The following is an 11,726-nucleotide window of genomic DNA, read 5'->3' as shown; positions in this document are numbered from 1 at the left end:
CTGGGCAGACGCTCCGGCACTTCGACCTGCAAGGCCTGGGCGGTCTGGCGGAAGCGCACGGCGCCCGCGCCCAGCAGCTCGACCCGACGGACCGGGCGGGACTCCTGCGCATTGCCGGTGCGCAGCGACACGATGTTCACCTGGCCCTTGGGCTCGCCCAGCGTCAAGGCGTACAGCGCGCCGTCCCGGGTGGTGAAGCGCAGGTCCTGCGCCGTGTAGGCGGTGTCTTCCTTGAAGGCGCCGCCGGCGGCTTCGGTCGGGCCTTCGCCATGCACCTTCCACGGCCGCGTGCCGTGGATCGCCGGCGCGTTGACCGCCATCCACGCGGCCATCTCGGTCAACAGCCGGTCCGATTCGGGCGGGAGCGTGCCGTCGGCCCGCTGCACCACGTTGAGCAGCATGTTGCCGTTCTTGCTGACGATGTCGCACAGCATGGTCAGCACCTGCGCCGGCGTCTTGTAGCGATCGTGCTCGGAGAAGAACCAGTCACCGTTGGAGGTGTCGGTCTGCCAGGGCAGCGCGTTGATGCCCTCGAGCACGCCGCGCTCGACGTCCTGCACGCCGATCTCGCGGATGAACTCGCCGGACCCCAGGGCCTTGTGGTTGTAGACGGCCTGCATCTCGCCGTTGCGGCGCAGCGAGGTGTTGAACAGGTGCGCGATCGCGGCGCGGCCCACGGCGCCGAACGGGATGCCGCCGTCCGAATACAGCAGGTCGGGCTGGTGGCTGTCGATCAGGTCGATGATGCGGCGGTACCAGATCTCGTGGAACTTCGGATTGGTCGTGTACCAGTCGCCGCCGCGGTTGAGGTAAGGCGTGTTGTGCGGCTCGTGGTAGAGGTCGGCGTTCTCGGGCTTGGCGCCGTCGTAGGCCACGCCGAGCTTGGGCCAGAACTGGTCGCACTGGTGGCTGGTCCACCACCAGTTGTGGCTGGCGCCCAGATGCTCGGATACGCCGAAGCGGAGTCCGCGCTTGCGCGCGGCGCGGGACCAGTCGCCCACCACATCGCGCATGGGACCGACCTGGGTGGCGTTCCAGCGGTGGTGCTTGGAGTTCCACAGATCGAAGTTGTCGTGGTGCACGCCCATCGACACGAAGTACTTGGCCCCGGCGGCCACGTAGCGGTCCATCAGCGCGTCGGGCTCGAAGCGCTCGGCCTTCCACAGCTTGAGCAGGTCCTTGTAGCCGACCTCCGACGGATGGCCATAGGTCTTGACGTGATGGTCGTAATGCGGGTGGCCGGGCACGTACATGAAGCGGGCGTACCAGTCGCCCTGGCCGGGGACGGCCTGCGGCCCCCAATGCGACCAGATGCCGAGCTTGGCGTCGCGGAACCAGGTCGGCACCGTCGACGCGCGCAGGGAATCGACCGCGGCAGTGAACGGGCCTTGGGCCAGGGGCGGCGGCGTGTACGGCGCGGGCGCCGGGCGCTCGCTGCCCTGGGCCTGGGCCTGGCGGGCGACGCCCAATCCGGCGGCGGCCAGCAGCGGGGTGGCAATGAAAGCGCGTTTGCTCAGATCAGACACAGGGACTCCAGTGGATGTGGGGGTTCCAAGACTGGCTGGCAAGGAGCTGCGCATCCGGTCTTACCAGAGAATAACGATATTCATCTGGTCTTACCACATCTTTACGGGTGTCATTGCCCGGATCAGTACTCGTCGCCTCCCGGGCTCACGTAGCCCGGCGCGAGGTTCTCGAACTTGGTGTTCTGCCGCGCGAAGGCCAGCTTCACCGTGCCCACCGGGCCGTTACGCTGCTTGGCGATGATGATCTCCGCCACGCCCGGCTCCTTGCACTCGTCCTTGGTGTAGTACTCGTCGCGGTAGATGAACATGATGATGTCCGCGTCCTGCTCGATGGCGCCCGACTCGCGCAGGTCGGACATCATCGGCCGCTTGTCCGGCCGCGTTTCCACCGAGCGGTTCAGCTGCGACAGCGCGATCACCGGGCAGCGCAGCTCCTTGGCCAGCGCCTTCAAGCCCCGCGAGATCTCGCCCACCACCGTCGCGCGGTTCTCCTCAGAACCGCCGCCGTTGCCGCTCATCAGCTGCAGGTAGTCGATGATGATCAGGCCGATCTGGCCCGAGATCCGCGCCTGGCGCCGCGCTCTGGCGCGCACTTCGCTGGGCGAGAGGCCGGGGCTTTCGTCGATGTAGATCGGCGCGTTGCCGAGCTTGTCGACCGCCTCGGCCAGGCGGCCCCATTCATCGTCCTTCAGGCGGCCGGTGCGCAGGTTGCTCTGGTCGATGCGGCCGATCGAGCCGACCATCCGCAGCGCCAGCTGCGCCGCGCCCATTTCCATCGAATAGATGATGACCGGCAGGCCCTCGTTGATGGCCACCGCCTCGCCGATGTTGATCGCGAACGCGGTCTTGCCCATCGACGGCCGCGCCGCCAGGATGATCAGGTCGCCGCGCTGCAGGCCGGCCGTCATGCGGTCCAGGTCGTAGAAGCCGGTGCGCACGCCGGTGACGTCCTCGGCGCCCTGCTCGGCCAGCTCGTTGACGCGGTCCATCAGCTCGACCATCAGCCGGTCCATGCTCTGGAAACCGGTGCCGCCGCGCGAGCCTTCCTCGTTGATGCGGAAGATCTTGCCTTCGGCCTCGTCCAGGATCTCGTTGACCGCGCGGCCGGCGGGATTCAGGGCGGCGGTGGCGATCTCGTCGGAGGTGGCCACCAGCTTGCGCAGGATCGCCCGCTCGCGAACGATCTCGGCGTAACGGCGCAGGTTGGCGGCACTGGGCACGCCCTGCGCCAACGCATTCAGGTAGGCCAGGCCGCCGCACTCCTCGGCCTTGCCGACCGAGGTCAGCTCCTCGAACACGGTCACCACGTCCGCCGGCTTGCCGGCATTCACCAGCTTGCCGATCGCGGCGTAGATCTGCTTGTGCTCGTAGCGGTAGAAGTCGGTGTCGCTGAGCGTGTCCGCCGCCTTGTCCCAGGCGGTGTTGTCGATCAGCAGGCCGCCGAGCACGCTCTGCTCGGCCTCCACCGAGTTCGGCGGCACGCGCAATCGCGCGATTTCGCTGTCGCTGGCACCGGACCCGGGCGTGGTGAAGATCGCGGACATTGTGGACAAGCCTGTGGATGAGCTATTGATAGCGTGTGGGCCGGCTGTGGGTTTCGCCGCCTCGAAAAAGCAGAAAGCCGACGGCTTCGCAGCTGTCGGCTTTCTTTGGGCCTTCCTCCATCGTTGCAGCCCCTGGCGGCGCTGCAAAGCTGGGGAATGTCCGGTGGACGCGCAGAGCGCCCGCCGGATGTATCGAGCGATTACTCGACTTCGGCGACGACCTTCACGGTCACTTCCGCCACCACGTCGGTGTGCGGAGCGACGGAGACGGGGAACTCGCCGACGGTCTTCAGCGGACCGTTGGGCAGGCGCACCTGCGACTTGACGATGGCCGTGCCGGCCTTGGTCAGCGCTTCGGCGATGTCGGCGTTGGTCACCGAACCGAACAGACGACCGTCAACGCCGGCCTTCTGCGAGATGGTGACGGTGGTGCCGGCGATCTTCTCGCCCAGGGCTTGCGCGGCGGCCAGCTTCTCGGCGGCGACCTTTTCCAGTTCGGCGCGCTTGGCTTCGAATTCCTTGATCGCGGCTTCCGTGGCGCGGCGCGCTTGACGGGTCGGGATCAGGAAGTTGCGGGCGTAGCCGTCCTTGACCTTGACGACGTCGCCGAGGTTGCCCAGGTTGGCCACTTTTTCCAGCAGGATGACTTGCATGGGGTGGACTCCTTAGACCTTGTGCTGGTCGCTGTAGGGCAGCAGGGCCAGGTAGCGGGCGCGCTTGATGCACACCGACAGCTGACGCTGGAAGAACGCGCGCGTGCCGGTCAGGCGAGCGGGAACGATCTTGCCGTTTTCGCTGATGAAGTCGCGCAGGACGTCGACGTCCTTGTAGTCGATCTGCTCGACACCGGCGACGGTGAAGCGGCAGAAACGCTTGCGCCGGAACAGCAGCGATTGTTGGTTGCGCTTGGGCTTGCGGTCCTTGGAGAACCGACCTTTACCACGTGGCGGGGGCATAGTGACCTCTTGATCTATCCAGATGTAAACGAATCGCGCGACGTGCCGCTCTCTTCAATCCTTGTCAGGCGTCCAGGCCGGTGATGTGAAACACCGTGCCCCGACCTTGCCGCTGGGCCGAGAGGAAGCCGGTGAACACCGTCTTCTCCGCCAGGTCCAGCGCCTGCACCCGCTTCACGATCTCGCCGATGGCCACCGCCTTGATCTCCAGCGCGATCTTGCGCGGAGCGCCGGCTTCGTCGGCCATGGACTCATGCTTGAGCATCAGGTCCAGGGCGGGGAGCCCGGCGGGGGTGTATCGGAGAGCCGCTTTCTCGAGGATCTGCGCCTGCAGCACCAGTCGGTTCATGCGTGCGCGGATCGGCGGGCAGGATTACGAGAACGTCAGGGAGTCGCGCCTGTCAGCTCAGGCGGACGCTTCTTGCGGAGCCTTGCGGGCTTCTTCGCGCTCGACGGCCTTCATCATCACCGACGGGTTCGTCTCGGCCTTGTCCTTGACGACGGTCAGGTGACGCAGCACGGCGTCGTTGAAGCGGAAGCCGGTTTCGATTTCAGCCAGGACTTCCTTGCTGCACTCGATGTTCAGGCACAGGTAATGCGCCTTGGCCAGCTTCTGGATCATGTAGGCCAGCTGACGGCGGCCCCAGTCTTCCACGCGATGCACCTTGCCACCACCGTTGGTGACCAGGCCCTTGTAGCGCTCCAGCATCGCCGGAACTTGTTCGCTTTGATCCGGATGGATCAGCAGAACGATCTCATAGTGACGCATGTGAACTCCTTATGGGTTTCAACGACCGCCGGCACCGGCATCCGAAGATGCCCTGCCCTTGGCCTGAAAGCCGGACCCCAGCGTCAACTCCTGGGCCCGGCAAGGGAATCGCGGATTCTAGTCGAGCCCGGGGGTCGCCGTCCAGCGCCGGGCTGCGGACGCGGCGGATTCAGGGCGCGGCACCCGTCACCCGCCCCTGCAGCGCCCGGGCCGTCGACGAGGGCGGCGGGGTCAGCAGACTGACCGCCACCAGCGCCGCCACGCCCGCCGGCAGGCCGAACAGCGCCGCGGCCATCGGCTGGATGCCCCACCAGAGCTGCGGCTCGCCGCCCAGGCCCAGCGCCTGGCGCAGGCCGGCATGCGCGCCGACCATGTAATACAGCGTCACCCCCAGCCCGACCAGCATGCCGGCGGCGGCGCCCTGCTTGTTGGCCCGTTTCCAGAAGATGCCCGCGACCAGCACCGGCACCAGCGTCGAACCCGACAAGGAGAACGCCGCCGACACCAGCAGCAAAATGTCCGCCGGCTTCTGCGCGGCCACCGCCGCGGCCGTCAGCGCGGTGGCCAGCAGCAGCGCCTTCGAGATGGTCACCCGCTGCGTCATCGATGCGCGCGGATTCATGACCCGGTAGTAGACGTCGTGGGACAGCGCACTGGAGATCGTCAGCAGCAGCCCGTCCGCTGTCGACAGCGCCGCGGCCAGCGCGCCGGCCGCCACCATCGCGGCCAGCACATGCGGCAGCCCGGCCAGCTCGGGCGTCATCAGCATGACGACGTCGCCGCCCAGTTTCAGCTCGCCGAGCTGCAGGATCCCGTCCTGGTTGATGTCCTGGATGCTCAGCAGGCCGGGATCGACCCGCATCCATTGCTTCATCCAGCCCGGCAGCTCGGCGATCGGCGTCCCCACGAGCTGATGCAGCACCTCGTGCTTGAGCATCACCGCCAGCGCCGGCGCGAACAGGTAGAGCAGCGCGATGAAGAACAGCGTCCAGGCCACCGAGGTGCGGGCCTCCGCCACCGTGGGCACCGTGTAGTAGCGGGTCAGGATGTGCGGCAGGCCGGCGGTGCCGACCATCAGCACCAGCACCAGCGCCAGGAAGTTGCGCCGCGACAGCGAGTAGGCCTCCTGCTCCGCCGGCGTGCCGTCGGGATCGCCGGCGAAGGGCCTCGCATGCGGCGGCATGCCGGCCAGCGGCTCGGCCCGCTGGTGGTTGGCGACCACGGCGCGCTGCCACAGCTCTCGGGCTTCCGCCTCGGTGCGCGGCAGCGCGGCACGGACTTTCTCCGCCGCCTGGATCTGCGCCAGCGGCGCATCCTCGGCCTTCAGCCGGGCGATCACCTGGGAGACACGCTGGCGCTCGGCGTCGAGCGACTGCGGCAGGCCGGCGATCAGCTGCTGGAAGTCCTTCGCGCGCTGCTCGTGCAGGCCTCTGACCTGCAGCTCCTTCGGATCGTGCAGCAGTTGCTGCTCGCGCGCGGTGATCTCGCGGACCTCGCCGCCCGCGGTGAACTGCGGCAGCGGGAAGCCGGTCTGCTGCGTCGACAACCACATCACCGGCACCACGTAGGCCAGGATCATGATGATGTACTGCGCCACCTGGGTCCAGGTCACGGCCCGCATGCCGCCGAGGAAGGAGCACACCAGCACGCCGCCCAGGCCGACGAACAGGCCGATCTCGAAGGTCAGGCCCGTCAGCCGGGTGGTGATCAGGCCGATCGCGTAGATCTGCGCGACCAGGTAGATGAACGACACCAGCACCGCCGCCGCCGCGCCCATCACGCGCAGCCCGCGACTCTCGAAGCGGGCGGCGAGGAAGTCCGGCACGGTGAAGCCGCCGAAACGGCGCAGGTACGGCGCCAGCAGCAGCGCGACCAGGCAGAAGCCGCCGGTCCATCCCAGGACGAAGGCCAGGCCGCCGTAACCCGCCAGGTACAGGCTGCCCGCCATGCCGAGGAAACTCGCCGCACTCATCCAGTCGGCGCCCGCGGCCATGCCGTTGTAAAACGCCGGGACGCGCCGGCCGGCAACGTAATACTCGACCGGGTCAGTGGTGCGGCTGAAGACGCCAATGCCGGCGTAGACCAGCACCGTCAGCAGCAGGAAGGAAAAACCCAGCCACTGCTTGGGCATGCCCATCCGCTCCAGCACGCCCAGCGCGCCAACAAGCAGCACGAAGCCGATCGTGTAGGCACCGTAGTTGCGGTGGAGCCGGCGGCGGAACGCGGCATCGGACGGGGGCGTGGACATGGGTGGGGATCATCGCCGGCTTGGCGGGGAGACACATCCACAACTTCCCCGGTCTTGCTTCACTGCGTCGGGCGGCGCGCTGGCCGCCAGGTCGCGGGGCCTTGGCGGCGAGCGCCAAAACCCCGCGACCTGCCGTCCCCCATCACTGTCGTCCTGCCACGGATTGGGAGTGGGGACTGCCATGAAAAACGGCCCTTGCGGGCCGTGGGTGGGGTGCGGTGGGGTCAGCGCTTGGCGAGGCGCTGCCAGGTGTCGACGACGGTGTCCGGGTTCAGGGACAGCGACACGATGCCCTCGGCAGCCAGCCATTCGGCGAAGTCAGGATGATCGCTGGGACCCTGGCCGCAGATGCCGATGTACTTGCCGGTGGCGCGGCACGCCGTGATGGCGCGCGAGATCATTGCCTTGACCGCCGGGTCGCGTTCGTCGAAGTCGCCCGACAGCAGCTCCAGGCCGGAATCGCGGTCCAGGCCCAGCGTCAGCTGCGTCAGGTCGTTGGAACCGATCGACATGCCGTCGAAATGCTCCAGGAACTGCTCGGCCAGGATGGCGTTGCTCGGGACCTCGCACATCATGATGACCCGCAGGCCATCCTGGCCGCCCGCGGCCGCGCGCTTCAGGCCGCGCTCGGCCAGCATCGCCACGACCTTCTCGGCCTGCCTGACGGTGCGGACGAAGGGCACCATGATCTCGACGTTGGTCAGGCCCATGTCGTTGCGCACGCGCTTGAGCGCCTCGCATTCCATCGCGAACGCGTCCTGGAACTCGCCCGAGATGTAGCGCGACGCGCCACGGAAGCCCAGCATCGGGTTCTCTTCGTCCGGCTCGTAGCGCGAGCCGCCGATCAGCTTGCGGTACTCGTTGCTCTTGAAGTCGGACAGACGCACGATCACCGGCTGCGGCCAGAACGCGGCCGCGATGGTCGCGATGCCCTCGGCCAGCTTGTCGACGTAGAAGGCGCGCGGCGACGCATGGCCGCGGGCCACCGACTCGACCGCCTTCTTCAGGTCGTTGTCGATGTTCGGATAGTCCAGGATCGCCTTCGGGTGGACGCCGATGTTGTTGTTGATGATGAACTCGAGGCGCGCCAGGCCGACGCCGCTGTTGGGCATCTGCGCGAAGTTGAAGGCCAGCTGCGGATTGCCGACGTTCATCATGATCTTCACCGGGCTGTAGGGCATCTCGCCGCGGTGCACCTCGCTGACCTCGGTCTCGAGCAGGCCGTCGTAGATGAAGCCGGTGTCGCCCTCGGAGCAGGCCACGGTCACCAGCTGGCCGTCCTTGAGCTTGTCGGTCGCGTCGCCGCAGCCGACCACCGCCGGGATGCCCAGCTCGCGCGCGATGATGGCCGCGTGGCAGGTGCGGCCGCCGCGGTTGGTGACGATGGCGCTGGCGCGCTTCATGACCGGTTCCCAGTTCGGGTCGGTCATGTCGGTGACCAGCACGTCGCCGGGCTGCACCCGTTCCATCTCCGCCACGCTGTCGACCAGCCGCACCGGGCCGGTGCCGATCTTCTGGCCGATCGCGCGGCCCTCGGCCAGCACCGTGCCCTGGCCCTTGAGCTTGAAGCGCTGCTCGACCTGGCCTTCGGCCTGGCTCTTCACCGTCTCCGGGCGCGCCTGCAGGATGTAGAGCTTGCCGTCGTTGCCGTCCTTGCCCCACTCGATGTCCATCGGGCGGCCATAGTGCTGCTCGATGATCAGCGCGTACCTGGCCAGTTCGATGACGTCGTCGTCATTGAGCGAGTAGCGGTTGCGCTGCTCGACCTCGACCTCCACCGTCTTGACCAGCTTGCCGCTGGCGGCCTTCTCTTCCGGGGTCGAGAAGGTCATCTGGATCAGCTTGGAGCCGAGGTTGCGCCGGATCAGCGCGAACTTGCCGCGCTGCAGCGCCGGCTTGTGGACGTAGAACTCGTCGGGGTTGACCGCGCCCTGCACCACCGTCTCGCCCAGGCCGTAGCTGGAGGTGATGAAGACGACGTCCTTGAAGCCGGACTCGGTGTCGATGGTGAACATGACGCCGGCGGCGCCCAGGTCGGAGCGCACCATGCGCTGCACACCCGCCGACAGCGCCACGTCCGCGTGGGCGAAGCCCTTGTGCACGCGGTAGCTGATCGCGCGGTCGTTGTAGAGCGACGCGAAGACTTCCTTCATCTTGTGCAGCACGTCCTCGATGCCGACGACGTTCAGGAAGGTCTCCTGCTGGCCGGCGAAGGAGGCGTCGGGCAGGTCCTCGGCGGTCGCGGACGAGCGCACGGCGAAGGACGCGTCCGGGTTGCCAGCGGTCAGGCGCTCGAATTCGGCGCGGATGGCCGCTTCCAGGTCGGCCGGGAAAGGCTGGGCCTCGACCCAGCCGCGGATCTCGGCGCCGGCGGCGGCCAGGGCGCGCACGTCGTCGGTGTTCAGGTCGGCCAGGCGACGCTGGATGCGGGCATCCAGGCCCTCGTGCTTGAGGAAGTCGCGGAAGGCATGCGCGGTGGTCGCGAAGCCGCCGGGGACCCGCACGCCGGACTGGGCCAGCTGCGAGATCATTTCGCCGAGCGAGGCGTTCTTGCCGCCCACCGACTCGACGTCGGTCATCCTCAGTTTCTCGAAGGGTACGACCAGGGCGGTCGCCTCGAAGCGTGCATCAGACATGGGAAAACTCCGTGATGTTGAGAAACCGGGGCTCCCCGCGCGCTCCCGAGCGGGCCGGCGCGGCCGGCGGCTTCGAGGGAGACGGGCATGGCACGGCGCACGACAGGTCTTGTCGATTCTTGTGGGCGTCGCGGCGTGGCGTTCATGCGGTGGGCAGGGGCAAGTTGCGGGCGATTCTAGTGGGAGGCCGATCTATGATGTAAGCCCTCGTTCGGGGCCGGGCCGGTGAGATCCACCGGCGAAACTTCTCGCTTCGGCACGCGGCGTGCCCGCTTCCGCGAAGGCTCCCCGACCGGTTTCAAAGGCCTGACATGACCCAGCACACCGTCTACTTCGTCTCGGATGGCACCGGCATCACCGCCGAAACCTTCGGTAACTCCATCCTGGCGCAGTTCTCGGTCAAGGCCCGCCATGTGCGGCGCCCGTTCATCGACAGCGGCGAGAAGGCACACCAGCTGGTGCAGGAGATCAACGAGACCGGCGAGCGCGAAGGCGTGCGGCCCATCGTCTTCGCCACGCTGGTGAACCGCGAGGTGCTCAACGTGGTGCGCCAGGAGTGCAAGGGCCTGGTGATGGACATGTTCGGGACCTTCATCGCGCCGCTGGAGGATGAATTCCGCATCAAGTCCAGCCACCGCGTCGGGCGTTTCTCCGACGTCGCCAAGAGCCAGGAGTACCACGACCGGATCGAGGCGATCAACTTCTCGCTGGCGCATGACGATGGCCAGTCCGCGCGCAACCTCGATTCGGCGGACGTGATCCTGGTCGGCGTGAGCCGCTGCGGCAAGACGCCCACCTCGCTGTACCTGGCGATGCAGCACGGCATCAAGGCGGCCAACTACCCGCTGATCCCCGAGGACTTCGAGCGCGGTCATCTGCCTTCGCTGCTGGTGCCCCACAAGAAGAAGTGTTTCGGCCTGACGATCGATCCGGAGCGCCTGGCGCAGGTGCGCAACGAGCGCCGCCCGGGCAGCAAGTACGCCGACCTGATGAACTGCCATTACGAGGTCCGCGAGGCGGAGACGATGATGAAGAAGGCCGGCATCAACTGGCTGTCGTCGACGCACAAGTCGATCGAGGAGATCGCGACGACGATCCTTCGCGACATCCGCCCGGACCGGCTGATGTATTGAGCCCGGCGACGACGGATGCCGGCTTCCGCGCTGGCCCTGGTCGTCGCGGCGGCGCTGATCCACGCGCTGTGGAACTTCGCCGCGAAGAAGGCGCAGGGCAACCATCACTTCGCCTGCATGACGGCGCTTGGCGTCAGCCTGCTGTGGCTGCCGGCCGTCTTCGTGGTCGGGCTCGACGAGTTGCCCAGTTGGGGCTGGCAGGCGTGGACCGCCACGGCCGCGAGCGCCGTCGTTCACCTGGCCTACTTCAACGCGCTGCTCGCCGGTTATCGCGCGGCGGACATGACGGTGGTCTATCCGGTCGCGCGCGGCAGCGGACCGCTGCTGTCCTCGCTCGTGGCCGTGCTGCTGCTGGGCGAGCACCTGGGGCTGGGCGGCGCGCTGGGCCTGGCGGGCGTGGTCGGCGGCATCCTGCTGATGGCGGCGGGGCCTGCCTTCTTCGCCAAGGACGCGGCGAGCGCCGATCCTGAGCGACAGCGCAGACGCAAGTTGGGCATCGCGTGGGGAGCGCTGACCGGCGCGACCATCGCCGCCTACAGCGTGATCGACGGCTACGCGGTGAAGGTCCTGGCGCTGTCGCCCATCCTTTACGACTACTTCTGCAACCTGCTGCGCGTGCCGGTCAGCCTGCCGGCGGTGCTGCGCGATCGGGCGGGATTCCTGCCGGCGCTGCGCCGGCAGTGGAAGCATGCGCTGGTGGTAGCCATCGGCTCACCGGCGGCCTACATCCTGGTGCTCTACGCGATGAAGCTGGCGCCCTTGTCGCGCGTGGCGCCGGCGCGGGAGCTGTCGATGCTGTTCGCCGCGCTGATCGGCGGGCAATTGCTCGGCGAGGGCGAACGTGGCTGGCGCATCGCCGGGGCGGCGCTCATCGCGCTTGGCGTGGCGGCGCTGGCGGTGGCGCGTTGACCACC

The 11,726-nt window shown here is 67.7% G+C and carries 9 protein-coding genes and 1 pseudogene; 2 read left to right on the top strand and 8 right to left on the bottom strand.

Annotated features, from left to right (window positions below):
- Positions 1-317: 317 nt before the first annotated feature.
- From BM393_RS05085 to ppsA, 8 genes and pseudogenes are all read right to left on the bottom strand, one after another.
- Positions 318-1,580 (bottom strand): annotated as a pseudogene (locus BM393_RS05085) (alpha-L-fucosidase); the annotation flags it as partial.
- 68 nt (positions 1,581-1,648) lie between these two features.
- Positions 1,649-3,070, bottom strand: coding sequence for a replicative DNA helicase (dnaB, locus tag BM393_RS05080; RefSeq protein ID WP_091723049.1), 1,422 nt, complete (start codon positions 3,068-3,070; stop codon positions 1,649-1,651).
- Between the two features lie 200 nt (positions 3,071-3,270).
- Positions 3,271-3,723: a 50S ribosomal protein L9 gene (gene rplI, locus BM393_RS05075; RefSeq protein ID WP_091723044.1), complete on the bottom strand. Its 453-nt coding sequence runs from the start codon at positions 3,721-3,723 to the stop codon at positions 3,271-3,273.
- A gap of 12 nt (positions 3,724-3,735) precedes the next feature.
- Entirely contained in the window at positions 3,736-4,026 is a 291-nt protein-coding gene (gene rpsR, locus BM393_RS05070; protein WP_067062534.1) for a 30S ribosomal protein S18, read from the bottom strand.
- 64 nt (positions 4,027-4,090) lie between these two features.
- A complete protein-coding gene (priB, locus tag BM393_RS05065; protein ID WP_091723040.1) occupies positions 4,091-4,375 on the bottom strand; it encodes a primosomal replication protein N in 285 nt (94 codons plus the stop codon).
- A gap of 57 nt (positions 4,376-4,432) precedes the next feature.
- Complete coding sequence (rpsF, locus tag BM393_RS05060; RefSeq protein ID WP_091723036.1) at positions 4,433-4,795, bottom strand: 30S ribosomal protein S6; 363 nt, start codon at positions 4,793-4,795, stop codon at positions 4,433-4,435.
- Positions 4,796-4,964: 169 nt separating this feature from the next.
- A complete protein-coding gene (locus tag BM393_RS05055; protein WP_091723030.1) occupies positions 4,965-7,043 on the bottom strand; it encodes a sodium:solute symporter family protein in 2,079 nt (692 codons plus the stop codon).
- Between the two features lie 224 nt (positions 7,044-7,267).
- Entirely contained in the window at positions 7,268-9,679 is a 2,412-nt protein-coding gene (gene ppsA / locus BM393_RS05050) for a phosphoenolpyruvate synthase (protein WP_091723027.1), read from the bottom strand.
- A gap of 311 nt (positions 9,680-9,990) precedes the next feature.
- Between ppsA and BM393_RS05045 the strand changes: the two genes are divergently transcribed.
- Positions 9,991-10,812 (top strand): pyruvate, water dikinase regulatory protein, encoded by an 822-nt coding sequence (locus BM393_RS05045; protein ID WP_091723022.1) that lies wholly within the window; start codon positions 9,991-9,993, stop codon positions 10,810-10,812.
- 15 nt (positions 10,813-10,827) lie between these two features.
- Positions 10,828-11,721, top strand: coding sequence for an EamA family transporter (locus tag BM393_RS05040; RefSeq protein ID WP_091723019.1), 894 nt, complete (start codon positions 10,828-10,830; stop codon positions 11,719-11,721).
- The last annotated feature ends 5 nt before the right edge of the window (positions 11,722-11,726 follow it).

This window comes from Mitsuaria sp. PDC51, from assembly GCF_900113225.1.
GTDB lineage: Bacteria > Pseudomonadota > Gammaproteobacteria > Burkholderiales > Burkholderiaceae_C > Roseateles.
This window is presented reverse-complemented; position numbering and strand designations above follow the sequence as displayed.

Excerpts from the sequence above, each read along its gene's own strand:
- rpsR (WP_067062534.1), bottom strand. The coding sequence starts at position 4,026 with ATGCCCCCGCCACGTGGTAAAGGTCGGTTCTCCAAGGACCGCAAGCCC.
- rplI (WP_091723044.1), bottom strand. The coding sequence starts at position 3,723 with ATGCAAGTCATCCTGCTGGAAAAAGTGGCCAACCTGGGCAACCTCGGC.
- ppsA (WP_091723027.1), bottom strand. The coding sequence starts at position 9,679 with ATGTCTGATGCACGCTTCGAGGCGACCGCCCTGGTCGTACCCTTCGAG.
- BM393_RS05045 (WP_091723022.1), top strand. The coding sequence starts at position 9,991 with ATGACCCAGCACACCGTCTACTTCGTCTCGGATGGCACCGGCATCACC.
- BM393_RS05055 (WP_091723030.1), bottom strand. The coding sequence starts at position 7,043 with ATGTCCACGCCCCCGTCCGATGCCGCGTTCCGCCGCCGGCTCCACCGC.
- rpsF (WP_091723036.1), bottom strand. The coding sequence starts at position 4,795 with ATGCGTCACTATGAGATCGTTCTGCTGATCCATCCGGATCAAAGCGAA.
- priB (WP_091723040.1), bottom strand. The coding sequence starts at position 4,375 with ATGAACCGACTGGTGCTGCAGGCGCAGATCCTCGAGAAAGCGGCTCTC.
- dnaB (WP_091723049.1), bottom strand. The coding sequence starts at position 3,070 with ATGTCCGCGATCTTCACCACGCCCGGGTCCGGTGCCAGCGACAGCGAA.
- BM393_RS05040 (WP_091723019.1), top strand. The coding sequence starts at position 10,828 with ATGCCGGCTTCCGCGCTGGCCCTGGTCGTCGCGGCGGCGCTGATCCAC.